The organism is Noviherbaspirillum sp., assembly GCF_036563305.1.
GTDB lineage: Bacteria > Pseudomonadota > Gammaproteobacteria > Burkholderiales > Burkholderiaceae_D > Noviherbaspirillum.
This window is the reverse complement of record NZ_DATCMQ010000008.1, coordinates 243507-268290: the sequence shown is the minus strand read 5'-3', so window position 1 is coordinate 268290 and position 24784 is coordinate 243507. Positions and strand designations below refer to the sequence as shown.

Genomic DNA, 24784 nt, shown 5'->3' with positions numbered 1-24784 from the left:
CGGGGTCAGCGCTGCAGCTGGCCGAGGCGGCTCTCGACGAAGGCCTGCAGCTCCGGCGTGAGCGTACCGCTGGCACGGGCGCGGCGGAATGCTTCCTGTGCCTCCGCAGCCCGCTGGTCTGCCTGCAGGGAAATGCCCATCCCCATCCACCAGACGCCGTTGTCCGGCGCGCGCTGCAGGGCCAGTACATAGTGCTCGACTGCCTGCTTGTGGCGACCGTCCCGCTGCAGCAGCGCGGCAAGGAAGGCCTGGTAGTCGGCGCGTTCGGCGCCGTGCGGCAGGCCGCGTTCCAGCGACTCGATTGCGGCGCGCACCTCGCCCCGTTCCAGCTGGATGCGTGCCACGATCATTGCCAGCCCGGGCTGGGCCGGGTCGAGCGCAAGTCCTTCCCTCGCCCGCCGCAGCGCCTCGTCCTGCCTTCTTGCATCCAGCAAGGTGCCGACCAGCGCCTGGCGAGCCCCGGCGTGGCGGGCGTCGAGCTGCAGCGCCTGTTCGAGCGCCGCCGCAGCGTCCGTGCTCCTGCCCTGCTGGAGCAGGCCGAGCGCCCGCCGGTATTCATTCTCGGCGCGCTGCTGCGGCGTCAACTCCCTGACCTGCTTCGCGATAGGCGTCGCAGCCGGAACGGCTGCTTCCTGCGGCGGTTCCGCTTTTGCGGCAGCCGCTTTCACGGTTTGCGGTTCAGCAGCGGGACGGGACGTTGACGCGGGAGGCACGGCATGCTGAGGACGTGGCTTCGGCTCGGGCGACGGCGGGGGCGCGAGCTCGGCCGCCGGCAACGCGGATACGGGCATTGGCACGGGCACGGCCGGCGCAATACGCGGTGGCGCCGGTTCCGCCAGGGGCGGTGGCGGCGCAGGCGCCGGACCAGGCGCCGGGTTTGCGCTTCCAGGTCGGGTGGCCGTCGGATGTTGTTCTGCCGGCGGCTGCACCGGCGGCGCCTGCAGCTGCGCGTCCAGCCTCAGTGGAAGGCGCGCCGCGGCGGGCTGCTCGGGCACCGGTCGCAGCAGCAGCCACGCGATCAGGCCGGCGGACAGAACCGCCAGTGCCAGGCAGACCCACCATGCCGGGTGTACGCCGCGGCGCGGCGGCACCGCGCGGACCTGCTGGCCGTAGGCGTCGTTTCCGCTGACTTCCGACCGTCGCGCGTCCAGGTCCTGGAGCATCTGATTGATCAGGCTCATTTGAGTAAAACCCATCCCATTCCAGTTGCGGCCAGCAACGCCGGCAGTCCGGCCCAGGCCCACGCCCGGTACCGGGATGGATGGCGCGCCGCGCCGGTGTCGCGCGCAGCTGCCCGGACATGGCGAGCGACCACCTGTTGCTTGCCCTCGCCATAGGCCAGCATCAGGGCCTTGTGCGAAAGAATATTGATCAGCCTCGGTATGCCCTTGCTGGAGGCATGAAGCAGCTTCGCCGCACGACGCTCGAACAGCCTGCCTCCCGCATAGCCCGCGACCCGCAGCCGGTGCGAGACGTAGAACTCCATGTCTTCCCGGCTGAGCGGGCCGAGATGATAGTGGAAGGAGATGCGCTGCAGCAGCTGCCGGATCGCTTCCTGGTCGAGCTTCCGGTCGAGCTCGGGCTGGCCGAACATCACGATCTGCAGCAGCTTGCGCTTCTCGGTCTCGAGGTTGGTGAGCAGGCGCAGCGCCTCCAGCGTCTCGATCGGCATGGCCTGGGCTTCGTCGAGGCAGAGTATGGCCCGCTTGCCGCTGCGGGCGAGGACCAGCAGACGGTGGTTGATCGCCTTCAGCAACTGGTGCTGGTCGACATCCTTTTCCTGCGGGATCTCCAGCTCGTCCGCCAGCGCAAGCATCAGGGTGCGCGGCTCCAGCAAGGGATTGGGTATGTAGGCGGTGACGAACTCCGGGCCCAGGCTCGCCATGAACTTCCGGCACAGCAGGGTCTTGCCGACGCCGACCTCGCCGGTGATCTTGATGAAGCCCTCGCCATTCTTCGTCGCGATCAGCAGCGTGTTGAGGGCTTCCTGATAATTGGCGCAGGCGAAGAAGTAGCTGGTGTCGGGCGTGATCCCGAACGGCAGCTCGTGCAGTCCGAAGTGGGTCTTGTACATGCCGTCCGCTACTGCAGAGGTGGTGCTTGCGGATTGAGTCGCTGGATGCGCTGCTGGCTCTCGAGTATGTCCTGCGACCAGTTGCCTTCGCCTTGCACGATCGTCGGCTTCAGCAGGATCACGAGCTCCCGCTTCTGCACCGACTGGCTGGTGTTCTTGAACAGGTGACCAACACCGGGCAGGTTTCCCGCGCCCGGCACCTGCGAGCGGTCGGACACGCTGGCCTGGCGCATCAGTCCGCCGATGGCGACGATCTGGCCGTCCCGGCCGCGGACCACGCTGTCCGTCTCGGACGTGTCGCTGGATGCCAGCGGCAGGTTCAGCGAACCGCCCAGGCTGCCGAGGTCGATCAGCTTGTTGACGGTGCTGACCTGGCTGACGGATGGATGGACGTGCAGGATGATGTTGCCGCTGTCGTCGATCTGCGGCGTGACGTCCAGCACGACGCCCGAGAAGAACGGCTGCAGCGTGACGCTTGGCGTAGTGGTGGTCGAGGTGCCGGTGGTGGTGGTGGCGCTGACGTTGGTCACGAAGAATTCGTCGGTACCGACCTTGAGCACCGCCTTCTGGTTGTTGAGAGTGGCGATGCGCGGGCTGGAAAGCACATGCACCGTGCCCTGGCTTTCGAGGAAGGAAATCAGGGCGGCGAAATTGCTGGTCTGGAAGGCCAGTCCGAACAGCGAGCCCGCGGCCGACGCGGGCGACGCCAGCGACGTGCCCGGCACGGCGCCGATCGCGGTGGCGCCCGCGCTCGACAACGCGGTGGGCGCACCGTTCGCGCCGAGTGTGCTGATGCCGGCGCCCGGCGAGATGATGCCGACCGATCCGCGGCTGTTGCCATGGTTACGGAAGGCTGACCAGTTGACGCCGGTCTGGAATCCGTCATTGAGCTGCACCTCGATGATCTTGGCTTCGAGGATCACCTGCCGGTCCACCGACAGCTGGGTTGCCTTGAGGTAGGCGGCGACGTTGCGCAGCTCGTCGGGCATTGCGCGCACCACCACTACGCCGGCCTGCGGGCTGATCACCACGCTGCGGCCTTCGGCATTGCTGCCGACGATGGCCTCCAGCGAACTGCGCAATTCGCCCCAGAAGTCGCTGACGAGCGCAGTCGATACCTTGGCGCTCTCGGCGGCGCGCACGACGGTTCCGCCGTTCGAATTGTTGTTGAGGTTGTTGCCGAAGGCATTGTTGGGCGCCGTGCTGGACGGCTGCACGTCGCCGACGGACCCGGAGCTGACGCGGGTATCGGAGCTGCCGCGGCGGTTGCCGGTCAGGTAGTTCACGTGGAATACCTTGGTCTGCATGGACAGCGGCTTGACGACGATGCGCCGGCCTTCGACCGCATAGTCGTAGCCGTAGAGGTCGCGGATGGCGTCCAGCGCCTCGAACAGGGTGACGTCCTTGAGGTTCGCCGATATGGTGCCGCTGACCTCGGGATGCACCAGCATGTTGTAGCTCGTGCCCGAGACCAGGGACATGAAGAACTGCTGCGCCGGCACGTTGTTGAATGCGAGGCTGAACCGCTCTTCCAGCGGCTGCTTCGGCTTCGGCACTTCGATCTGCAGCGGCGGCAGCAGCGCGGCCGACACCGCGTCCGGCTGCGCGGGAGCCGCCGTTGCCGCCTTGCTCATTTCGGCATTGATGAGGTCGAAGGTAGCCTGTCCCGGCTGCTGGGTGGCACACCCCGCCAGGCTCGCAATGACGATCGCCAGTATTTTTCTATGCACGCTGCACCTTATCCTTAATCGCTTCGGCGCGGAGGCCGGACGCCAGCGGCTGCTTCGGGGCGCCGCTTCTGGAGCGCCGGAAAGAGCCGGAGAGTCTGCACATGGGTTCCGCTACGGAGTTGTACTTCCGTCTCGGTGATTTTCGTTACGCGGGCATCGCCGTAGCGGTCGCCCTGTTTCACGGTCTGTCCGCTGATCACGGCTTCCCTGCGGCCCGGGCCGACGATGATCGACTGCAGCTCCGGCGGCGTCGCCGCGCCGGCGGCGGAGGCGGCTGCCCCCGCTATGCCGCCCGCCACGGCCGGCCTGGTGGGGTCGACGAGCGGCCGGCTGCTTTCACCGAAAGCGGGCGTGGACAGCGCCAGGGCGGCCGTCCCGCATATCGCGCAGGCCACGCATGCCAGGCGCTGAAGCGGCGTCACAGTTTCATCCATTTCGCATCCAGGCTCAGCGTATAGAGCGTCAGTGTCAGGGTCGAGTCCGGATAGTGTTCCGTACCCAGACTGGCCTGGCTCCAGAACAGCTGCCAGGGCATGGTCTCCAGCTGCGCCAGCGTGTTCATGATTTCCAGGTAGGGGCCGCGGATGACAAGCTGCACCCCGTGCTTGTAGATCCCGCCGGCCGCCTGTGGCGGGCGTGACGCGGTCTTGTCGTCCGCCTTCGCATCCGCTTTCGCGGCGTCCTCGCCGATGCTGACGATCGCGGAGGCCGGCAGCGTCTTGAGCGAAACCAGTTGCACGCCGCGATTGCGCTTCAGTATGTCCTCCAGCAGCGCCGCCATCCGATCGGGCGCGATCAGGCCCTGCTGCAGGTTGCCGAGCGCGCTGCGCACCTGGTCCAGGTCCCCCTGCAGCTGCCGCAGCCTGGCGGTATTGGCCTGCACCGGATCGCTGTCGCGATCAAGTGCCTGCTGCCGTATCGCGGCCTGCAACGCCGCCGTCTGCGTCTGCTGGTCGCGGATGCGGTCGGACAGCTGCTTCTGCGCGCGGTATTGCGGATCGAGCAGGAAGGCATTGACCAGGACAAGCAGCACAAGCGCCGCCAGCACGAAGATGATGACCCGCTCGCGCAGGCTCAGCGCATCGACCTTGAGGGAAAGGCGTTCCCAGTACTGCTTCATTTGCCCCCCGTTTCGGCGGATTCGCGGGTCAGGCCGGCGGAACGCAGGCTGAACTCGAGATAGGGCGCCGGCGCGGCGTCAGCCTTGTCGCCGCTGCCCTGCGGCACGCGGATGTCGAGCGCCGCGAAGGATTTTCCCTGCAGGACCGGCTCGCGCCCCAGACGGCCGATAAAGGCAGGCACAAGCTCCGCCCGCAGCGCCCGGCCGTACAGGGCGATCTCGGCGCCCGCGCCGTGAATGCCGAAACCGGTCAGCCAGAGGCCGTCAACCGACTGCCGGGCAAAGGCGCCCATGTATTCCGAATATCCCCGGGTATTGCCCAGCTCGCCCGCGCGCAGCACGTCGAACACCTGCCGCATCGCCTTCAACTCGGCTTCCGTGTCACGCACCTTGTTCTCGAGCGCCTCGTCCTTCTGCCCGCTCGCGGCACCGGAGAGGCTGTTCAGCTGCGACTGTGCGGCAGCAAGCTGCCGGGCGCCGACCTCGGCCTCCTCGCGCAGCGAAGACGCCTGGTAGCCGGTCCATGCCGCCAGCAGCAGCGCGCCCGCGAGCAGCATGCCGAGCGCCTGCACGATCGTGGCCGCGGAGAGATACCGCTTCTGCTTGAGGAAGATCGGATTGAAAAGATTGATCTGCTGGCTCAAAGCGCTTTCTCCTCGGTGCGCAGGGCGGCGCCGATTGCCAGCAGATGCCGTTGCTGTTCCGCCGATGACTTCAGCGCCGGTGCGGCGGCAAGGTCGAGGATCGTATCGAGCTGCAGGGATTCGACCGGCAGCTGCAGGTTCGCGCCCAGGTATTCCTGCAATGCGGACTGGCCGGATACGAGCGGCGCCAGCACGAGCCTGGACAGCGTGATGAAATGGTACTGGCGGTCGAAGTGGTCGAGCGAACGCTGCAGCTCGAGGGTGATGCGGTCGCTGGCCGACTGGCGCACGTTTTCATCCGGGTGATCAAGCTGATCCGCCGCGACGTCGATCCGCCGCGACAGGTACAGCTCGCCGGAGAAACTGATCGTCAGCAGTCCGCCATCGTCGCCGAAGGACAGCATCGCCACGCCCCTTCCCTCGGTCTCCATCAGGGCCGCGATGTTGCGCTGTCCCATTTCCGGAATGTCGATGGCCTGCAACGGCACACGTGCCGTTTCGAACAGGGCCTGCCGCTGCTGGATCAGCTGGTTGCGCGCCGCCACCGCGTACATCTGCGCCGTGCGGGCGGAACCGCGTCGGTCGCCGGGAATGCCGAAGACGTCGACCGTCGCATCGTCCACCCGGTAGTCGAGCATGTCCTTCAGGCGCCAGCGCATCGCCGTCTTGAGCTCGTCCGGGGGAACGTTCGGCGCATCCACGGAGAGCAGCTGGTATTCATTGGCTGCGAGCAGATTGGAACACTTGTAGCGCCCCGCGTGGAGGTCCTTGCCGATGCGCTCCAGGGCCGCGCCCTGGCCTGCCTGGCCTGTGGCCGAATAGGCCACGGCCTCCACCACGGGAAGCGCGCCGGGAGGACGACGCACGGCAGCGGCACTGATGCCTCCTGTCTGGACATGGAACGCCAGCCAGCCGGACATCTTCTTGGCGCTCTTGAAAAAACCCATACCTGCAAACCGAAAAAGGAGTTGGTCGAACTTAAGTGATTCGACTATTGCTGTCAATCACTTTCCCTGCTTAACACATTGATTTCCCAATAGAAATAGCTCGTCTCGCTAGTACATTTCTCGGATGTAAATCACCTGCCCGGGCTTGACCATGCCGAAGGTGGCGCGCCCGGTGGTGCTCGGCAGCCAGGTCGGCGAAGTCACGCGGATGTCGACGCTGCCGTTGCGGCCGGCACCCGGGGCCGCCAGGACGAAGCAGCCGGCCTCGGGACACTTGCCGCCGACCAGGGTGGTGGTCACCGGCGTGGCCGGTCCCGCGCCGCTGACGTTAACATACGGGGCCGTCAGGTTCTGGCGGTAATTGCTGAAGACGACGCCGGTTGGCGCCACGATCTTCGACGTATCGGTATCGGTCCGCACCCAGCGGCTGCCGTTGTAGTACTGCGCGGCGCCCTGTATCGGCAGGCGCAGCAGTTCCGAGCCGTAGGCGTTCTCGACCAGGAAGCGGCCGCTGAGTATCGACATCCCGCCTTCCACCGACGCCGTGCCGCGCAGCGATGTCACGCCGTCGCTGTTGGCGCCGGTTTCCGTCGCCCGCAACCAGATGCTGGTCGGGCCGGGAGGCGGCACGCTGCCCGGGTAGGGATTCGGCAGGGTGTAGCTGGTCTCGCTCAGCTCGGCTTCGCCCTGGCTGAACGCCGAGGCCGCCACCGTCGCTGCACCGCCGCTGACGCGCAGGGTGCCGGCGGACGGATTCTGCGCGGTCGCCGCGCTGCCGATATTGTTCCACGCCGCCAGCGAGACGTTCCGGGCAAATCCGCCTGTGTAATTGCGCGTGGTCGCGCCGCTGGCGTTCCTGGCGATCACGCGGGTGCCGAACGGCTGTCCGGAATAGACGAAGCCATTGAATTGCGCCGGGCAGACCAGGCCGGCGGGACAGGACATGCCGCCCGCGGTCACCGTGTCGAAATGATGCGGGATGAAGCGCCCGACATTGCCGCTGCTGCCCTTGATGACCGGGGCGGCGCCGTGGAAGGTGGCGAGCGACGCGGTCAGCTCGATCACGCCCACTTCATCCCAGCGCAGGTCGCTGACGCTGGCCACGCCGTTGGCGAATGTATTGCGCAGGAGCGATTTGGTGCCGTCCAGCGTGCCTTCGACACCGCCGGCGGGACCTTTCAGGCTGTGGCTCAGCGAGACGGTCTCGCTGCCGTTAGCCGTGCCGAGGCCGAAGCTGCGCGTGACGCCGCCATAGCCGGTCGGGTCCGCCGGATTGTAGGCGCGGGCCCGGATGGTGGCGCCGAAGATGTCGCCCGCCTGCGCGAATGCCGGCCCCCCGCCGGCGATGTCCGGGTCGGCCGGGTCGCTGTTGCACGGCACACCGGTCGTGCAGGGCGTTACCGAGAAGGTATACGGCCTGACCAGGATGTTGTTGCTGGCACCGGTCACGATGCTGACGTTGCTGCCGGTTGCCGGGTCGGTCACCGCCGCCTGGGCATACAGCCGGATCTTCCCGACGTCGAGGTAACGCAGGTTGATGCTGCCGTGGCCGTTGGCGTCGAAACTGACCTGCACATTGCTGGTCGGGCTGGGCGTCGCAGCCGATCCGGCAACCGCCGTGCCGTTGACCTCCAGCGCATTGCTTGCCTGGCAGCTGCCCGGATCCACGCACTGGTAACCGAACTGCACGGTCTTGGTCGCAGGCGATGCGCCGAGCAGGGACACGCAGCGGGCCGGCGCCGTCTCCGAGGTCTTCAGGGCGCGGATGGTGATCGCTTTCGGCACCTGCTCCGCATGCGACAGGTTCGACGGCATGCCCGCGATCAGGGGCACCGGCGTCCCGATCTGGTCGACCTGGCCATCCGCATAGAAACGGATGCCGGTATTGCTCCAGGCAAGATTCGGATCTTCGCTGGCCGACTCTTCCGTCAGCCCGTCGCTGACGCTGATGTTCTGGGTAATGGCGCTGCTCTGCTTGAGGCAGAGCCGGATACCCGACTCGTTGCTGGCGAAGGTATAGCTGGCGACGCCGTTGTTTCCGCTGGTCGGCGTGAGACTGTTGCCGCAGGCCCTGGCGGCACCGCCGGTGTCGAAGCAGGTCATGCTGCAGTTGTCCGCGGCGGCGAGCCAGGTGCCGCTGGCTGCCCCATTGCTGGTGGCCGCCGCCGTCACCGTGATGGTGCGGCCGTTGGCGCTGACCCGGCCGTGGTTGTCGTCGTGCGCGGTAATCACCACCGGCTCCGCCTCGCAGGTGAGGCCGCTGCCGCTGTGGCTGATCCCGTAGTGCCTGAGCGCCGACGCGCATGCGCCGGCCCCGAAAGGCGCGCCGACGATCTGTTCCGCCGTGAGGCCCGTGCCGCAGCTGCCGGCACTGCCGCCGCCGGAACCATAGGTATTGTTGTTGGCCGTGGTGCCGGCGCTGCCGCCCGCCACGTTGCAACCGGCCAGTCCGCCGGACGCGAGGACAAGACCGCCGCCGCCGCCGCCGCCCGGACCGTGCGCCGAACCGTCGCCGCTGTTACGGCCGCCGTTGCCGCCGTTGGCAATCACATTCAGGCCGGATGTCCCGCCACCGGCCAGCACCAGCGCGGCACCCGCCGCACCGCCGCCGCCGCTGCCGTCGTTGCCGACAGTGGTGTTCGCCGCCGCACCGCTGACATTGAAGGTGCCAGTGCCCGCCAGGCTGCCCGCGCGCAGCATGATGATGCCGCCGCCTGCCGCGCCGCTGCTGGCAAAGCCGCTGCCCGGCGTGCCTGAGCCGTTGTTGGAGGAGCCGGCGCCGCCGCCCCCTCCCATGGTCAGCAGCGAGGCTCCGAGCCCGGTGACCGCCCGTCCGCCGATACCGCGGCCGGGCGAAATCGCGGCATTCCAGCCATAGCCGCCGATGCCGCCGGCGCCGCCATTGCCGCCGCCGCCGCCGCCCGTGTTCTCGTCGTTGGATCCGGGGTTGTCGTCGGTGCCGCCGCCGCCGGCATTCGCCGGCGCGCCACGAGCGTAACTCCCGTTGGGGTAGCCCTCCACCCCGGTGTTCTGCAGCGCGCCGGCGTCGTTCACATAGCGCGGCGTGCCGGCGATGCCTTCGCCCTTCGACCCGTTGGCATTGTTGGTTGCCAGCGTCCGGTAGTCGTCGTTGCTGCCGCTGCCGCCGCCCAGCGTACGTCCGCCGCCGCCCCGGAAGCCCTTGCCGGCCAGGTTGACGGTGGCGCCGTTCAGGTTCAGCGTGCCGGCGACATCGAAGGCGAGCACGCCGCCGGTGCTGCCGTTCCAGGCCATGGCGGTGAGGCCGGCGCCGAGCGTGCCGGACGAGTACGTCGGCACCCGGATGAGCTGCACCGTCTTCTGGGCAACGCTGTTGCTGCCGTTCTGCACCGTGTAGGCGTTGACCAGGCCGCCGTCGAGCTTGACCGTATTCCCCGCCACCCAGGTGACGGTGGCGTACTCGTACTTGCCGGCGCCCGACTGCGAGACCACGCCGTAGCTCGACGTGTCGCTGGTGGTGATCGTCGCGTCCTGCATCTGCATGATCAGCACCAGGTCGCCGCTGGCAAGCTGGGTGCTGCTGCCGGCGGAAGCGCCGAGGGTGACCGTGCTGGCGCCGGCGGCCAGGCTCTGGGTCACCGGATAATAGGTGTTGATGGTGCCGTTGATGGCGCCGCTGCCGCATATCGAGGGTGCGCATGCGGTGAAGGACATGCTGCAGCTTTCGGTGCCGCCCCGGAAGCAGCGCGTGGCGGCGGCCGGCGTTGGCGAGGTGGCGCTGGCGCCGAGCGTGATGTTGCGCGCGGTCGGGATCGAGAGCGTGGCGGTCGTGCTGCCGCCGCTGAACGTGATCGGGTTGCTGTTCCAGCCGGACGGCGACAGGGTCGTGGTCACGGTGCCCGTATAAGGCGTGCTGCACGATGCATTTGCACATGCCCTGATCGTCACCGTCTCCGGCATGCAGGTCTGTCCGGTGCCGTCGTGCTCGATACGGATGTGGTGGGGCGGCTGGATGATGGTCGTGCTGTCAGAGGCAACGTTGTTGGCCTGCACGTTGTCGAACCGCGAGCCGGTCGCCCGCGCGGCGATCGTGGCGCTGCCCGACGCGCCGGACGCGACGTTGACCGTCAGCGTGAGCGGCGGCGTGACGGCGCCCGGCGCAAGGTTGCCGTTATAGCTGCAGCCGGTGCCACCGCAGGTCCAGCCGCTGCCGGCCGCCCCCGCCAAGGTCAGGGAAGACGGCCAGCTGCCTTCCGGGGCGACGGTGATCGGTCCCGGTTCGTTGTTCGGACCGTTGTTGGTCACCGTGACGGTATAAGTCGTCGCGCTGCCGGCGGTCAGCGGGCCGTTGCGCACCAGGCTCAGCTCGAGGTCGGCAGTCGGCACATTGGGCACCGCGACGATCTCGGCCGACAGCAGAACCAGGTCCTGGCTGGTACGGTAGATGGTCCTCGCCGTGGTCTGCCCGCCGCTCATGTGCGTCGAGTTGAGGGTATAGGCATCGAAATCGATGCCGTAGGAGGCGTTGTCGCCGTTGATGTTGCTGGCGGAGTTGAACTGGTTGTTGACCGGGTTCAGCGCATCGGTAAGGACGACGCCGTTGAACGACAGGCTTTCCGGTTCCGCGCCGCCACCGATGTCGGGATCGCCTTCCCAGGTGATGTGGCCGTGCTTGCCGGTCGCGTTGCCGAGCGGGTTGGGCGTGCGGAAATTGCTGACGTCGAGCGTGATGCTGCTGTCGCTGTAATTTTGAAAGCCTTCATACAGGTTGAGCACGCGGAAGGTTTCCGTCGGCAGCGAATAGATGACGAGCAGTGCCCAGCCGCCGAGCACTGTCGAGTTGTCGCACCAGGTATCGCCGTTGTTGACCGTCAGGTTGGCAAAGCTGTAGGTGCCGGAACGGCGCTCCTCGACCTCCGCGGTGACGTCCGCCACGCCGCTGAAGAAGACGCGTCCGCCACCGGTATTGGAGGTATAGCGGCGGTTCGCCGGCGCGCTTACCGCACTGCCATTGAAGGTCACGTTGTAGTCCGCCGACGTGCCCGACCCGGCCCAGTACAGGTAGGCCTTGAGAATGGTCGCGCCGCCGGGAACGGCGAGGTCGGCGGAGGTGGCGTTCGACCCGTTGGACGAGGTCGCGTTGGCGACCAGCCTGCATGCGTCGTTGTTGTTGGTCCGGGTGCGCAGGGTCTGCTGGGTGCCGGTGAAGTTGACGTTGCCCGCAAAACTTTCCAGAAGTGCCACCGGGGTGTCCGCGTGCGCGGGCCGGCCCGCAATCAGCAGGGACAGGAGCAGGAGCAGGAACGACAAGCCGATGCTGATCTTCATGTTTTTCATGACCGTCGCCTCAGAAGTCCACCTGTACGGTGCGTTGGACATAATCCGGCCCGCCGGGCTGGTTCGGCCGGCAGCGCGGTTCGCCCGCCTGCGGCGCGTTGCATGCAACCGATTGAATCCGGCGTCGTACCACGCCAGGCACCGCCGTCGCCGTCCGGATGCAGGTCACCGTCACCGTGAACTGCCCGAGATCGGTCGTCGCAGGCGGCTGGAACGAGGCCGGCGCACCGGGGCAGGCATTCTGCTCCAGCTCCCGGAACAAGCCCCACTCGATGCCGGCGCGCGCCGCCTGGTAGGCGCGCGCGCCCTGCAGGTCGAGCGCCGAGCCGATATGCTGCGCGGTCGACACCTGGACGATCGCGGCCCCGAGCACGGCCAGCACCACCAGCAGGAAGATGGCGCTGATCAGGCTGAAGCCAGATTGCGGATTGCAGCCAGGACGATTCTTCATGGCGCGTTGTCCACGTGGACCTGCTGGAACAGCGTGACCGCACCGGCGTTCGTGCCCGGGACGTTCATGCCGATGGTGAGGCCGACCAGGCCGGTGCGCCGGTTCGCGAGCTGGCTGTAGTCGAAACGGCAGCTCGTGATCCCGTTGGCCAGCGGCGCAGAGCGCACGCCGGCAGCGGTGGCCAGCGCCGCCGCCGACGCCGGCTGGGCCGGCACGATCGGGTAGTTCCAGAACCGCAGCAGGCTGCCGCCGCGGCAGGTGTAGGTGACGGGCGTGCTGACCACCTGGAAGCGGTGTGCCGGCGAGCGCATCGGCGGTGTCTGCGTCGCGAAGGGATTGGTCGACAGCGTCACAACCTGCCCGGTGACGGCGGCGACCGTGGCACGATTGCAGCCCATCGGGGAAGCGCAGTTGTAGGCATCGGCCGGCTCGAGTCCCGGCCCCAGGTTGTAGACCACGATCTGGTTGCCGACCTGGATCGGCGGCTGCGGCGGCGGACCGACCACCTCGAAGCGGCAGTCGGCCGGACAGGTCGGCACCGTCTCGAATCTGAGGAAGTCGGTGCCGACGCCGTCCTCTTCCGCCAGGTAGCGCCCGCCGGTCGTCGTCAGCAGCAGTTCCAGGTAGGGGTTGCCGTCGGCGCCGGTGGTCACCCGCACGCTGTTAGGCAGGGACAGCCGCAGGTCCCGTGCGATGCGGCGCAGCGCGATGTCTGCGATATCGGTCAGCTCGGCGCGCGCGACCGTGTCCACGTAACCCTCCACCGGCCGCGCGATGAAGACGGCAACGATGGCGCTGATGATGCCGGTGATGACGATGACCATCACCATCTCCACCAGCGTGAAGCCTGACTGCGCCCGGCGTGCGACCTTCCTCATGGCAGCGCCCTCGGTGCGTAGCGCGTGCGATAACCTTCGAGCACGACGGCGTCGTTGCCATAGGCGACGGTAACCGTGATGCGCAGCGCGGCATCGGCCGGTACCTGGGTCCCGGCCGGGCCGAGGCCGCCGTCCTGCGTGACCGCCACGCTGGCCTGATAGGCGCCGACCGTCGCGGTGAAGGCATTGCCGGCGGCGTCCGTCGTGTAGGACTGCGGCGTGCCGAATGCGGCGACATAGTCGTTGACGTTGTCGTAGGGCCGGATCTCGCCCGCATCCGGGCCGGGCTGCTCGGGCGTGGTCGCGCAGCCGGCCGCGCCCGTCGCCGCGGTCGTGGCAAGCGCTGCGTTGGCATCCGATGGATCGCAGAACGTGAACCTGGCCATCCGCACTTCTTCCATCAAGCCTTCGGCAATCGCCAGCGCCTGCTTGCGCTGTTGCGGATCGGCGCTGTGCCGCGCGGTCAGCGTAAGCACCTGCAGAATGCCGACCACGCCGACCCCGATGATGACCATCGAGATGATCAGTTCGACCAGGGTCAGGCCGGCCTGGCGCCGGCGGGCGCGGCTGTCAATGGACATAGCCGGTCTCCTGCTCGACGGCGATGCTGCGCGCCGCGCCCGCGCCGTTGATGGTGAGATCGAGACGGCTGGCGAAATTGGATACCTGCGCAACGTCGCCCGTGTTGAAGGGCCGGCCGAGACCGTCGAAGTAGAAGCGCGCCGCCGAGGCGACGTAGGACGCTCCGCCGGCATTCGCGGCGGTGTAGCTGACGCCGGCCGGGACCGCCGCGCAATACCAGCTTGTGCTGTTGCCGCAGGCGGCAAGGGTTTCCGCACTGCCGCTGTTGCGGCTGCCCGGCGCGATGACGGGCTGGGCGCAGTCGGCGTCGTGGCAGAGCGCGATGCTGGTACCGTCCAGCCGGACAAAGACCGCCGTGTTCTGCGCGATTGCCTGTTTCTGCGCATGGCGCAGCATGGACAGCGCCTCGTCGGCGAAGGCGCGGTCGCGAAACTCGTTCACCCCGCCCAGCCGGGGCAGGACGAAGACCGCGAGGATGCCGAGAATGACGAGCACCATCACCAGTTCGACGAGTGTGAAGCCCCTTTCAGTCATCGCAAGCACGCTGCCTTCATGAGTTGGACGATTTACCTTTTGGAAAGTATAGCCATTGCCTGCGGATGGACTCAAGGGAAGCCCGCTGCCTTGTCCGCCGCGATCCGCTGCGGTTCCGCGCGTCCCTGATAGGCCAGCGCCCAAAGGGCAAAGCCGGACCTGGGCTCCACTGTCACGCTGCCGAATCCGGCCTCCTCCATCGCCCGCTGCAGGGTGCGCGCGGTGAAGCCGGTGTTGTGCGCCATGTAGAGATTCCCCTTTGCCATCGCGGGCCGATGGCCGTAGAGCATGTCGATCGGCGCGATCGGTCCGGCCGGGGAGACGTAGGCGGCATCCTCCAGCTTGTCGTCCGCCACCAGCCGGCAGACCGCCTGCAGGTCGGGACAGGTCAGGAGCAGGAAGCCGTCCGGCTTCAGCACGCGCCGGAACTCGCGTAACGCGACCTCGACTTCATGCGGATGCAGGTGCTCCAGGTTGTGCGAGGAATACACCGCGTCCACGCTTTCGCTCTCCACCGGCGCCATGTCGAGCATGGTGGCAACGACGTCCGGCCGCACGCCCGGGTCGATGTCGAGCCGGATCTCCTGCCAGCGCCGCTGGAACAGCGGCGGCAGGGAACGGATGTCGGTGGGGCCGCAGCCGACGTGGAGCACGCGGCGCAAGGACAGCGGGCCGGATTGCTGCACGGCCGTGCCGAGCTTCTCGCCGCGGCACCAGGCCTGCCACATTGCCCGGTACAGGGTCTCCAGGTCGTGCGTGAACCGGGCCGGCTGGCAGATCGGGCTGCGCGCCATGCGGTCGCGCAGGGACGCGCGCAGTGCGGAGAGACGGTCGATGTCGGATGCCAGCGCGACGGCGCCGTCGACATAGGCGTCGACGTCGTCGAACACCAGCGCCCGCAGATCGAGATTGGCCAGCGCCGCGGTCGACTGGCGCCCTACCACGCTTTCGCCGGCGAGCGTCACGACGGGCACGCCCATCCAGAGCGCTTCCAGCGTGGTCATGCCGCCATTGAACGGGAACGGATCAAGCGCGATGTCGATGTCGGCATATTCGGCCAGCATCTCCGGATGGGGCGACGGTCCGCGCAGCTCGAGGCGCGACCGGTCCAGCCCGGCCGCCTCGAAACGGCGGGTCAGGGCTTCGCAGGTGCTGTCGTTTTCGAGCGAGCCGGCTTTCAGCAGCAGGCGCGACGCCGGCAGGCGATTGAGTATCCGCACCCATGCGGCGATCACCGGATCGACCAGCTTGTCGATGCGATTGAAGGTGCCGAAGGTGATGCCCTCGCCTGCCAGCGCCGGCGTCGGCGCCACCCCGGGCGCATAGGCAGGCGGCGCGTAGCAGAAGCGGGTATGCGGCAGCCAGACCGGCGTCTCGGAGAACACCTGGCGGGTGTCGGCCGGGGTGGTGTGCGGGTCGGTGATGAAATAGTCGATGCGGCGCAGGCCGGTCGAATGGAAATAGCCGATCCAGCTCGCCTGCACCGGCGCCGGCTTGCGCGCGAACACCGGCAGGCGGTTGTAGGCGGTATGGCCGGACAGGTCGACCAGGATGTCGATGCGGTCGTCGAGGATGCGCTGCGTCAGCGCTTCGTCGCTCATGAACAGCGCCTCCACCCATTCGTCGGCGGACGCCCGGATCGCCTCCGTCACGGGGTCGCTGGCGCGCATCATCGAATAGCAGGTGACATGGAAGCGGTCGCGGTCGTGGTTGGGCAGGACGTCCCGGATCAGGAAGCCGACCGGGTGCGTGCCGAAATCGCCGGACACGTAGCCGATGCGCAGCGGGCGATCGGCGGTACGGTCGAAGGCGGCGATCTCCGTGCAGGGCGCGACCGGCTTTTCGAAGCGCTTGCCCCACTCCTCGTGGTACGCAAACAGCTCCTCCTGGGTGAGGTCGGGGACATAGGTGGCGGCGAAGGCGATGTTCGAGTACACCGCCGACATGCCGGGCTGCAGCGCGAGCGCCTGCTCCTGCAGCGCGATCGCCCCGCGGTGGTCGCCGCGGTTGCCGAGGCAGGAAGCCAGTGTCGTCAGCGCGCCGATGTTGTTCGGCTGCAGGTCGAGCAGCTTGCGGCTGGTCGCCTCCGCGGCCTCCCAGTCTCCCTTGGCCTGCTGGGCCGAGGCCAGGGCGGCGAGCCGCTGCGCGTTCTCGCCCTTGACGGCGATCGTGTGCTCGATGAATTCCAGGGCCGCCGCCAGCCGTTTCGACTCGCCCAGCACGGTGGATAGCCCGATCTGCGCCTCGGCGCTCTGCGGGTCGAGTTCGAGGGCGCGCCGGTACTCGCGTGCCGCGTCCTGCGCCTGGCTGCGCTGCAGCAGCGCATTGGCCAGGTTGACGTGCAGCGCCGCGACGTCCGGGTAAATCTCCATTGCCTGCCGGGCTGCTTCCTCCGCCTCGTCGAAGCGGGCAAGCTCATACAGGGCGGCACTGCGGTTGTTCAGCGCCTGCAACAGCTTCTGGTCGATCTGCAGTGCGCGGTCCAGCGCCGCCAGCGCTGCCGGGGCGTCGTTGGCGGCGAGGTGCCACTCGCCGAGGTTGCTCCAGGCGGCCGCGAACTTGTCGTCGCAGGCGATCGCCTGTTCATAGGCCTGGCGGGCGCCCGGCATGTCGGCGCTCTGCCTTCTCGCGGCGCCGAGCGCGCACCAGAGGCGGGCGTCGCGGGGGGATACTTTCAAGCCCTGTTCGCAGATGGCGGCGGCGTCGCGAAAGCGCTGATCTTCCAGCAGAGACTGGGCCAGACGCAGGCTGGCCTGAGCAGATCCGTCGGCGTCCGTGGCTATGAGGTTGCGGTAGCAGGTCTCGGCCAGCCCGGACAGGCCCTTGCGCTCCAGCCAGGTCCCCAGCAGCAGCCAGGATCTGCTGGTGAGCGGGGACAGGAGCGATCGCTTCGGCTTCATCATTGTTCGTCGATCGCTCTTATTTGCGGCCGATGAATACCGAGGTCAGCATCGCAAATAGAACCTGCTTGACGAGCGGCGCCGGATAGCCGTGGCTAAGCATGCGCTGTTGCAGCGCGAACGCGACGCGGGCGCGCGCCAGCAAGCCGAGTTTGTGTCGTGCACGTTCTGCGCGGGCCGCATCATAGAATCGCCGCAGGGCCACTTCCGTGTTCGCCCGAATCTCGGCCTCCGAGACTTTCTTTCCACGCAGGCGTTGCGGGTTCAGCGGGACTGCACGCTTGAATTCTTCAAACAGCTTGTCGCCGATTTGTTCAATGACACTACCTGTCTTTTCCATATGATTTTCGGCTGCCAAAATGCAAAGCGCGCCGCAGAAACCCGCGGCGCGCCGAATGCTACGTCAGGATTGTGATCAGCCCGTGCAGATCAAAGTTGCGGCGGCCGATTGATTGCCGGTGCCATGCGCGTTGTTCGATACCGTCACATTCGCAGTTGCGCCTGCGGAGGTACCGCAAACGACATCCGCAGCAGCGGTCACGGTATAACCGGTCGGGACGCCACCAATCATCACAGAACCTGCAAGCGCTGTGAGCTGTGCCGGAGTGTAGGTACCCGAGACGCGTACGGACTGGCTGTTCTTTGCCATCGCTGCGGCGTAGTTGACCGCGAAGGCAGAGGATACAGCCCCGCTGACACCCTTGATCGCCGCCGCTTCTGCTTCATTGGTCAGGTTGACGAATCGCGGAAGCGCGGTAGCCGCGAGAATCCCGAGGATGACGATCACCATGACCAGCTCGATCAGGGTGAAGCCGGACTGCTGTTTTTGCTTCATGTTCATATTAGTTTCCTTGTTGAAATAGAGGCCGCAGCCCCCGCGGTAGAGCCTCGGCTCCTGTCGGGATTCTTCCCTGTGGAAACATGTTACAGCTTTTATGATCGGTGTCAATTTCGTCCCGGCAACTGCCCGAATTTTTGCTGGATCAGAGCCTGAAGGCGTCTGAAAAAAGCAAAAAACCCAGTCGGATTGACACGTACAAGCCGCCGAGGACCAGCAGGCCACCGACCCGCTTCGTCCTGCCTGTGACGATCCTGCTCACCGTATCAAAGCTGCGACCGCGGCGTTTCTCATTTTCGAGAGGAATCCACCTGTTCGACGCGGCCTCCACTTCCCGCAGCAGGCTCGGCTTCCAGATCATCACGCCGCCGATCACCGCCCCGATCACGCTCGCAATGACGAGAAAGGCGACCGCCCCATCCAGCAGCCCGAGCAGGTCCGACTTCACCAGCAATGCGATTTTTTCCTTGGTGCCGCGCAGCAGGAAGGCGTCGAGCACGAACACCGCGCCCGCGAGCAGCAGGCCGCCGACAATCTGGTGCCGACGATAGAAAAATCGCTCCAGGCGACGCGGCCGGTTCAGCATCCGCAGCAACGCCTGCAGGTCGACGACGCGGTCAAGAAAGGCGGGATAGGGCGCGGCGCCGTCCCGGGCCAGGAGCAGGCGCATCCCGAGCAGGACCGCCAGCAGGCTGCCGGTCCACAGCAGGATGAGCAGTGCCTGCCAGAGCAGGTCGTTGACGATGTCGATGCGGGCCATGGATTGTTCTTGTTCTTTTCCGTTGTTGTCTTATTGAATGCGCCACTGGTACGGCGCCTGCTCCCGGAAGCTCAGGCCGCCGACCTCGCGCGCCGCCAGCGGCGGCGGCAGCTGGTCGTTGTAGAGCACGGCGACCTTGTAGCGCACCCTGTCCCCCGCCGCGTCCGCCGAGACGAAATGACGGCGCAGGTGCACCAGGTAGACCACCTCCCTACGCTGACGGTCGTAGTACCAGCTTCCGCTCGCGAGCTCGCCGTCGGGGGGCGCATCGTACTCGCCAAGGTAGTTGCCCTGCCGCTCGGCAAGCAGGCTGAACGGATTGATCTCGGCCAGCTTCTCGATGTCCTGCATGCGGCCTTTTGCGATCAGCGACGCCATCTGCAGGTGCAGGGCGCTGCGCAGCGAGCCGGCAGTCTGCTCCATCGCCGCCTTCTCGGCCATTTCCTGGTACAGGCGCAGCCGGTCGAGCAGGAACGCGGAGAACAGGGCAACAATGCAGATCACGATCACCAGTTCGAACAGCGTGAAGCCGCGCGCCCCGCGCAGCACGCGCATGACGCTGCCGCGACCCGGTCGGTACGGCGTTGCTGCGCGCCGCCCGTCTGTCAGTGCGTCGTTCATGCGCGTCATCTGCTGAACGCCGCCTTCCCCAGGTCCCAGATCGGCAGGAAGATGCCGAGCGCCAGCACCAGCACCAGGACGCCGAGGCAGACCAGCAGGATGGGCTCGATGCGTGCGCTGAGGGTCTTGATCTCGTATTCGACCTCGCGCTCGTACATGCCCCCGACCTCGTCCATCAGGTCGTCGATCTCGCCGGTCTCCTCGCCAACCGCGATCATCTGCAGCACGATGGGGGTGAACACGCCGGTGGTGGTGGCGGTGCGCAGCACGCTCTCGCCGCGCTCGACGCCGTCGCGCATCTGCTCGATGCGGCTGGCGAGGTAGGCGTTGTCGACCACCTTGGCAACGGTGCTGAGCGCCTGCACCACCGGCACCCCGCTCCTGGAAGCCAGCGAGAAGCTGCGCGCAAAGCGCGCCAGGGTGCCCTTGTGGATGATGCTGCCCGCGAGCGGCATGCGCAAACGCAGGCGGTCCCACTTGAAGCGCCCGGCGGGCGTGCCGATGTACAGCCTGAAGCCGATCAACCCGCCGGCGACGATGGCCAGCAGCACCGGCCAGTAGTGCACGGTGAAGTTGGAGACCGCGATCAGCGCGCGCGTCATCAGCGGCAGTTCCGCCTTGAAGTTGGCGTAGACGTTCGTGAACGCAGGGATCACGAAGATGTTGACCACCGCCAGCGCAATCACGATGGCGATGGCGACGAACAGCGGGTAGCGGGTGGCCGACTTGACGCGCTCGCGCATCTCCCGCTCGAATTCCATGTGATTGAACAGCCGAAGGAAGATCTCGTCGAGGCGGCCCGTCATCTCGCCCACCCGCACCATGCTCACGTAGAACGCGGAAAACACGTCGGGATGGCGGCGCATCGAGGCCGACAGCTCGCGTCCGGCGTCGAGGCTCTCGCGCAGGTCCTGCAGCACCTTGCCGAAGGACTTGTTGATCGCCGATTCCTGCAGGCCGGCCAGCCCGCGGAAGATCGGCACGCCGGACTTGAGCAGCGTGTACATCTGGCGGCTGAACAGCTGGACGTCGATAGGGCGGATCTTTTCCTCGAACAGCCTGGCCATCACCCCGCCATCCTTGCCGGTCGCCGGCTTGCTGGTCTGCGCGATATCGACCGGCGTCACGCCGGTCGACAACAGCTGGTCGGCGGCGGCGTTGGTGTCCGCGCTTTCCAGCACGCCGCTCAGCAGTTCGCCGCGGGCATTCCTGGCCTTGTATGCGAAATAGGGCAACGCTTATTCCTCGAACTGGTTGCTGACGCGCATGGCCTCGAGCACCGTGGTGCGCCCGGCGACGACCAGCGCGACCGCATGGCGGCGCAGGGTCTGTCCCGCCATCTGCGCCGAGGCGACGCGGATGAAGTTGCCCGGATCCTGCTGGTTGGCCGCCTCGGAAACCGCTTCCGTCATCTCGAGCATCTCGTAGACGCCGGTGCGCCCGCGGTAGCCGGTGCCGTTGCAATGCGTGCAGCCGCGTCCGTGGAAGTACTTGCGCGCGCCCGCCGTGTCGCCGAGTTCGGATTTCAGCCATTCGAGTTCGTTCGGCTTGGGCTGGTAGGGCTGGGTGCAGCTTTCGCAGATCACCCTGACGAGGCGCTGGGCCAGCACCGCCTGCAGGGAGGTGGCGACCATGTAGGGAGGAATGCCCATGTCCATCAGCCGTACCGGCGTGCTGACCGCATCGTTGGTGTGCAGGGTGGACAGCACCAGGTGGCCGGTCAGCGCCGCGCGCATGCCGATCTGCGCGGTTTCCTGGTCGCGCATCTCGCCCACCAGCAGCACGTCCGGGTCCTGGCGCAGCGCGGAGCGCAGCACGCGGGCGAAGCTGAGCTCGATCTTCTCGTTGACCTGCACCTGGTTGATGCCGGGCAGCCGGTACTCCACCGGATCCTCGACGGTGATCAGCTTGCGTTCCATCGAGTTCAGCTCGGCCAGCGCGCCATAGAGCGTGGTGGTCTTGCCGCTGCCGGTCGGACCGGTGACCAGCACCAGGCCGTTGGGTCGCTGCAGGATCGCGCGAAAGCGGGCGACCATCCCCGCCGGCATGCCGATCGCATCCAGCTTGAGCATGCCGCCGCCCTGGTTCAGCAATCGCATCACGATCGACTCGCCGTGCTGGGTCGGCATGGTCGAGATACGCACGTCGATCTGCTGGTTGCGCACCTTGATCGCGAAGCGGCCGTCCTGCGGCAGGCGCTTCTCGGAAATGTCGAGGTCGGACATCAGCTTCAGGCGCAGCGCGAGCGAGGATGCGATCTTGATATCGGCCTCGGTCTGCAGGTGGAGCACGCCGTCAATGCGGAAGCGGATCTGCAGGCGCTCGGCCTGCGGCTCGATATGCACGTCGGAGGCGCGCACCTGCGTGGCGTCGTCGAACACCGACTGCAGCAGCTTGACCACGGGCGCGTCTTCATTGCCGGTGGTGCCGCCGGCCAGCCCGCCGAATTCGACATTGCTGTCGCCAAGCTCCTGCTCCAGCTCGCGCGCGAGATCGGTGATCTCGTCGGTGCGCCGGTAGATGCGGTCGATGGCCTGCAGCAGCTCGCCCTCGGTGACCACCGCCAGCTCGATGCTGCGACGCGCCGACCGTGCTATTTCGTCATAGGCGAACAAGTCTGTCGGATCGGCCATGCCGACCAGCAGCTGGCCGCCGCGGTCTTCCAGCGCAATTGCGCGAAAGCGCCGTGCCTGCGTCTCCGGCAGCAGGCGCACGACGTCCGGGTTGATGTTGTAGAACTTGAGATTGATGTAAGGGATGTTGAGCTGCCGGGCCAGCGCGCCCGAGATCTGCTCTTCCGAAACGAAGCCGTTCTCGATGAACACCCTGCCGAGCTTGCGCCCGGTCCGCTTCTGCTCGCCCAACGAAAATTGCAGTTGCTCTTCCGACAGCAGCTTCTGCTGGACGAGAATTTCACCGAGGCGGACCTTTTCCGGCCGGGCCATACGCGCTCCTTACTGGCGTTGAATTACCCGCGTATTTTAGCCAGATTCAATTTCCCTAGCGAATTGTTTTTATTGGGAATTTTGGCAATCAGCCGTGAATCTCATCGAGCGCCTGGCGGAAATCGCCGACCAGGTCCTCGGTGTCCTCGATGCCGACCGATACCCGGATCAGGGACTCGGCGATGCCCATGCTCGCGCGTCGTTCCGGCCCCATTTCGAAGAAGATGGTGTGCGCGACCGGGATGACCAGCGTGCGCGTGTCGCCGAGATTGCTGGCGGGGATCGCGAGGGACAGCCGGTTCAGGTAGTCGAAGCAGTCGATGCCGTCCTTCAGCTCGAAGCTGAACAGGCTGCCGAAACCGGAAAACAGTTCCGACGCGAGACGATGCTGGGGGTGCGACGCAAGGCCGGGATAGTACACCGCGGCCACCCGCGGATCGGCCTCCAGCATGCGTGCCACGGCAAGCGCGTTCGCGCACTCCCGCTCCATCCGCAAGGCCATGGTCTCGGCGCCGACCGCAAGATGATGGGCGGCTTCGGGGCCGAGCGAGGCACCGAAATCGCGCAGGCTCTTGGCGCGCACCTGCGCCATGCCCCACTGGGCCGGCACGTAGCGCTTGTAGGTCTCGATGATGTTGGGAAAGCGTGTCCAGTCGAACAGGCCGGTATCCGTCAGGCTGCCGCCCAGCGCAATGCCGTGGCCGCCGATGGACTTGGTCATCGAATTGACGACCAGGCCGGCCCCGACCATCTTCGGGCGGAACAGGTAGGGCGAAGTCATCGTGTTGTCGACCACATAGAGGATGCCGCGGTCGCGGCACAGCTGGCCGATGCGCTTCAGGTCGGCGATCTGCGTGCGCGGATTGGCGATGGTCTCGACGAACACCACGCGGGTCTGCGGCGTGAGCGCGGCTTCGACATTGGCGACGTCGGTCGCGTCGACCATCGACACCCGGATGCCCTGCCCATTGACGGTCTGCCACAGGCTGTTGGTATTGCCAAACAGGAAGGCGGACGACACCACATGGTCGCCTTCCCGCAGCAGCGCCTGCACGATGGCGCCGATGGCGGCCATGCCCGTGGCGAAGCAGATGGTTGCCACGCCCTGCTCCATGCGGGTGACCTTATCCTCCAGCGCGTTCACGGTGGGGTTGCCCTGGCGACCGTAGCGATAGCCGGGCTGCTTGCCCTGGAAGACTTCGGCGAGCTGCCGCGCGTCGCGGTAGCCGAATGCCACCGAGGTATGGATGGGCTTGTGCAGCGAGCCGTGCTCCACCGGCTTCTGGCGGTCGCTGTGCAGGATGGTGGTGGTAAAGCCGAATTTCTTGGTGTCGTTCATGATCAATAAAAAAACCCGTCCAGATGGCCTGAAAACGGGTCGATGGTTTCCTTCTCCGTTTAGCTGTACTTGTTTCGGGCAATTGCCCAGCGCCCGCAATCAGGTCCAAATCGGCGCCTCGTCATCCTAACGCAAAACCGGTGTTTGCAGAACCGGCGGCCCGCGGTCCGGGCGATATTTTTGCACTTATTGCCCTCCCCGCACTCCTAGCAGCTGGCAGTGCCGCGGCCGGCCGCGACGCACCGCTCTCCCGTGCGCTGCAGGGAGGGGCGACGGCCGTGCCGGCGCGTGGCACGGCATCCACGCGAGGGAGAATGGCCATGGGTCGCCTCGAAGGAAATGCGCAAGCGACGCAACATGTACTGCTCGTCGAGGACGACCCCGCGAGCATGGAGCTGCTGGTCTACCTGCTGGAGGCCTCGGGCTACGCGGCGCTGCCCGCGGTCGACGACCAGCAGGGACTCGCCTCCGCGCGCGACCAGCGTCCTGCCCTCGTCGTCTGCGATCTCCACCGGGCGCGCTCCGAGGGGCGCGACCTGATCCGGGCGCTCAGGGACGACCCGTCCCTGCACGACATTCCCGCCCTTGCGGTCGTCCCCCTGGATGTGCCTGCCGAACGCGAAGCACTCCTCGCGGCGGGCTTCGACGGCTGCATCGGCAGGCCGCTCGATCCCGAGGCCTTCATGCGCGAGGCGGCCCGCTTCCTGGTGCTGCCGGCGGCGGCCGCGTCGATGGGCGACGCCGGAGCGGCCCTGCCCGGGGGACACGCCTGTCAACCGCCGGAAAGGCGGCAGGAAGGCGAGAGTGCTGCTGGTTGACGGTCATGGGGCCGAGGCGGCGATGCGCGCTGCAATTGCTTGCGACGGGCCAGCCGCTGGGCCGGGCGGAAGCGGTTGCCCGGGCAATGCCGTCGTCCGCGGCGTCGCGGGGCTACCGGACCAATGCGGGCATGAGGAAAGCCGGGGACAGCGGCATGCCCGGGTCGCGGGTGCCGGCCAACGGCCGAACCGAATGACGAGGATGGGCAAGCGTCTGCCACGCCGCGATCGGGGCCGGCCGTCACGCAGCAAAGCCGCCCCGGGCGAGCGGAACGCTCCCTCCCCGC

21 protein-coding genes are annotated in these 24784 nt (G+C 67.0%); 1 reads left to right on the top strand and 20 read right to left on the bottom strand.

Features of this window, described 5'->3' with window-relative positions; translation table 11 throughout:
• Positions 1-5: 5 nt before the first annotated feature.
• The 20 genes from VIM12_RS06905 to VIM12_RS06810 all read right to left on the bottom strand — a co-directional run bounded on the left by VIM12_RS06905 (position 6) and on the right by VIM12_RS06810 (position 23679).
• A complete protein-coding gene (locus tag VIM12_RS06905; RefSeq protein ID WP_331940880.1) occupies positions 6-1181 on the bottom strand; it encodes a tetratricopeptide repeat protein in 1176 nt (391 codons plus the stop codon).
• A complete protein-coding gene (locus VIM12_RS06900) occupies positions 1178-2074 on the bottom strand; it encodes an ExeA family protein (protein WP_331940879.1) in 897 nt (298 codons plus the stop codon). The genes VIM12_RS06905 and VIM12_RS06900 overlap by 4 nt, the downstream gene beginning before the upstream one ends.
• A gap of 8 nt (positions 2075-2082) precedes the next feature.
• Positions 2083-3804, bottom strand: coding sequence for a pilus (MSHA type) biogenesis protein MshL (gene mshL / locus VIM12_RS06895; RefSeq protein ID WP_331940878.1), 1722 nt, complete (start codon positions 3802-3804; stop codon positions 2083-2085).
• A gap of 14 nt (positions 3805-3818) precedes the next feature.
• Positions 3819-4238 (bottom strand): hypothetical protein, encoded by a 420-nt coding sequence (locus VIM12_RS06890; RefSeq protein ID WP_331940877.1) that lies wholly within the window; start codon positions 4236-4238, stop codon positions 3819-3821.
• A complete protein-coding gene (locus tag VIM12_RS06885) occupies positions 4223-4924 on the bottom strand; it encodes an MSHA biogenesis protein MshJ (RefSeq protein ID WP_331940876.1) in 702 nt (233 codons plus the stop codon). The genes VIM12_RS06890 and VIM12_RS06885 overlap by 16 nt, the downstream gene beginning before the upstream one ends.
• Positions 4921-5568: an MSHA biogenesis protein MshI gene (locus VIM12_RS06880; RefSeq protein WP_331940875.1), complete on the bottom strand. Its 648-nt coding sequence runs from the start codon at positions 5566-5568 to the stop codon at positions 4921-4923. Before VIM12_RS06880 ends, VIM12_RS06885 begins: the two co-directional genes overlap by 4 nt.
• Entirely contained in the window at positions 5565-6515 is a 951-nt protein-coding gene (locus tag VIM12_RS06875; protein ID WP_331940874.1) for an agglutinin biogenesis protein MshI, read from the bottom strand. The genes VIM12_RS06880 and VIM12_RS06875 overlap by 4 nt, the downstream gene beginning before the upstream one ends.
• A 108-nt stretch (positions 6516-6623) precedes the next feature.
• Positions 6624-11831, bottom strand: a complete 5208-nt coding sequence (locus VIM12_RS06870; protein WP_331940873.1) for a DUF6701 domain-containing protein — start codon at positions 11829-11831, stop codon at positions 6624-6626.
• A 10-nt stretch (positions 11832-11841) separates the two neighbouring features.
• The gene (locus tag VIM12_RS06865) at positions 11842-12282 is read right to left on the bottom strand and encodes an agglutinin biogenesis protein MshP (RefSeq protein ID WP_331940872.1); all 441 of its coding nucleotides are present in this window, start codon (positions 12280-12282) and stop codon (positions 11842-11844) included.
• Positions 12279-13160 (bottom strand): type II secretion system protein, encoded by an 882-nt coding sequence (locus tag VIM12_RS06860; protein ID WP_331940871.1) that lies wholly within the window; start codon positions 13158-13160, stop codon positions 12279-12281. The genes VIM12_RS06865 and VIM12_RS06860 overlap by 4 nt, the downstream gene beginning before the upstream one ends.
• Entirely contained in the window at positions 13157-13741 is a 585-nt protein-coding gene (pilV, locus tag VIM12_RS06855; RefSeq protein WP_331940870.1) for a type IV pilus modification protein PilV, read from the bottom strand. Before pilV ends, VIM12_RS06860 begins: the two co-directional genes overlap by 4 nt.
• On the bottom strand, positions 13731-14276 hold the full coding sequence (locus tag VIM12_RS06850) for a prepilin-type N-terminal cleavage/methylation domain-containing protein (RefSeq protein ID WP_331940940.1): 546 nt from the start codon (positions 14274-14276) through the stop codon (positions 13731-13733). The genes pilV and VIM12_RS06850 overlap by 11 nt, the downstream gene beginning before the upstream one ends.
• 71 nt (positions 14277-14347) lie before the next feature.
• Positions 14348-17179, bottom strand: a complete 2832-nt coding sequence (locus tag VIM12_RS06845; protein ID WP_331940869.1) for a tetratricopeptide repeat protein — start codon at positions 17177-17179, stop codon at positions 14348-14350.
• Between the two features lie 16 nt (positions 17180-17195).
• Positions 17196-17516 carry a hypothetical protein gene (locus VIM12_RS06840; RefSeq protein ID WP_331940868.1) on the bottom strand — a complete coding sequence of 107 codons (321 nt, stop codon included), beginning with the start codon at positions 17514-17516 and terminating at the stop codon, positions 17196-17198.
• 75 nt (positions 17517-17591) lie between these two features.
• Complete coding sequence (locus VIM12_RS06835) at positions 17592-18017, bottom strand: type II secretion system protein (RefSeq protein ID WP_331940867.1); 426 nt, start codon at positions 18015-18017, stop codon at positions 17592-17594.
• A 142-nt stretch (positions 18018-18159) separates the two neighbouring features.
• Positions 18160-18774 (bottom strand): hypothetical protein, encoded by a 615-nt coding sequence (locus tag VIM12_RS06830; RefSeq protein ID WP_331940866.1) that lies wholly within the window; start codon positions 18772-18774, stop codon positions 18160-18162.
• A gap of 30 nt (positions 18775-18804) precedes the next feature.
• Entirely contained in the window at positions 18805-19395 is a 591-nt protein-coding gene (locus tag VIM12_RS06825; protein ID WP_331940865.1) for a prepilin-type N-terminal cleavage/methylation domain-containing protein, read from the bottom strand.
• Between the two features lie 5 nt (positions 19396-19400).
• Entirely contained in the window at positions 19401-20630 is a 1230-nt protein-coding gene (locus tag VIM12_RS06820; RefSeq protein WP_331940864.1) for a type II secretion system F family protein, read from the bottom strand.
• Positions 20631-20633: 3 nt separating this feature from the next.
• Positions 20634-22340: a GspE/PulE family protein gene (locus tag VIM12_RS06815; protein WP_331940863.1), complete on the bottom strand. Its 1707-nt coding sequence runs from the start codon at positions 22338-22340 to the stop codon at positions 20634-20636.
• Positions 22341-22428: 88 nt separating this feature from the next.
• Positions 22429-23679, bottom strand: coding sequence for a cystathionine gamma-synthase family protein (locus tag VIM12_RS06810; protein WP_331940862.1), 1251 nt, complete (start codon positions 23677-23679; stop codon positions 22429-22431).
• A gap of 320 nt (positions 23680-23999) precedes the next feature.
• On the opposite strand from VIM12_RS06810, the gene VIM12_RS06805 reads away from it, so the two are divergent.
• Complete coding sequence (locus VIM12_RS06805) at positions 24000-24497, top strand: response regulator (protein ID WP_331940861.1); 498 nt, start codon at positions 24000-24002, stop codon at positions 24495-24497.
• Positions 24498-24784: the final 287 nt, after the last annotated feature.

Excerpts from the sequence above, each read along its gene's own strand:
- VIM12_RS06830 (WP_331940866.1), bottom strand. The coding sequence starts at position 18,774 with ATGGCCCGCATCGACATCGTCAACGACCTGCTCTGGCAGGCACTGCTC.
- VIM12_RS06870 (WP_331940873.1), bottom strand. The coding sequence starts at position 11,831 with ATGAAAAACATGAAGATCAGCATCGGCTTGTCGTTCCTGCTCCTGCTC.
- VIM12_RS06860 (WP_331940871.1), bottom strand. The coding sequence starts at position 13,160 with ATGAGGAAGGTCGCACGCCGGGCGCAGTCAGGCTTCACGCTGGTGGAG.
- VIM12_RS06900 (WP_331940879.1), bottom strand. The coding sequence starts at position 2,074 with ATGTACAAGACCCACTTCGGACTGCACGAGCTGCCGTTCGGGATCACG.
- VIM12_RS06885 (WP_331940876.1), bottom strand. The coding sequence starts at position 4,924 with ATGAAGCAGTACTGGGAACGCCTTTCCCTCAAGGTCGATGCGCTGAGC.
- VIM12_RS06890 (WP_331940877.1), bottom strand. The coding sequence starts at position 4,238 with ATGGATGAAACTGTGACGCCGCTTCAGCGCCTGGCATGCGTGGCCTGC.
- pilV (WP_331940870.1), bottom strand. The coding sequence starts at position 13,741 with ATGTCCATTGACAGCCGCGCCCGCCGGCGCCAGGCCGGCCTGACCCTG.
- VIM12_RS06845 (WP_331940869.1), bottom strand. The coding sequence starts at position 17,179 with ATGATGAAGCCGAAGCGATCGCTCCTGTCCCCGCTCACCAGCAGATCC.
- VIM12_RS06875 (WP_331940874.1), bottom strand. The coding sequence starts at position 6,515 with ATGGGTTTTTTCAAGAGCGCCAAGAAGATGTCCGGCTGGCTGGCGTTC.
- VIM12_RS06905 (WP_331940880.1), bottom strand. The coding sequence starts at position 1,181 with ATGAGCCTGATCAATCAGATGCTCCAGGACCTGGACGCGCGACGGTCG.
- VIM12_RS06850 (WP_331940940.1), bottom strand. The coding sequence starts at position 14,276 with ATGACTGAAAGGGGCTTCACACTCGTCGAACTGGTGATGGTGCTCGTC.
- VIM12_RS06805 (WP_331940861.1), top strand. The coding sequence starts at position 24,000 with ATGGGTCGCCTCGAAGGAAATGCGCAAGCGACGCAACATGTACTGCTC.
- VIM12_RS06825 (WP_331940865.1), bottom strand. The coding sequence starts at position 19,395 with ATGAACGACGCACTGACAGACGGGCGGCGCGCAGCAACGCCGTACCGA.
- VIM12_RS06840 (WP_331940868.1), bottom strand. The coding sequence starts at position 17,516 with ATGGAAAAGACAGGTAGTGTCATTGAACAAATCGGCGACAAGCTGTTT.
- VIM12_RS06815 (WP_331940863.1), bottom strand. The coding sequence starts at position 22,340 with ATGGCCCGGCCGGAAAAGGTCCGCCTCGGTGAAATTCTCGTCCAGCAG.
- VIM12_RS06835 (WP_331940867.1), bottom strand. The coding sequence starts at position 18,017 with ATGAACATGAAGCAAAAACAGCAGTCCGGCTTCACCCTGATCGAGCTG.
- VIM12_RS06810 (WP_331940862.1), bottom strand. The coding sequence starts at position 23,679 with ATGAACGACACCAAGAAATTCGGCTTTACCACCACCATCCTGCACAGC.
- VIM12_RS06865 (WP_331940872.1), bottom strand. The coding sequence starts at position 12,282 with ATGAAGAATCGTCCTGGCTGCAATCCGCAATCTGGCTTCAGCCTGATC.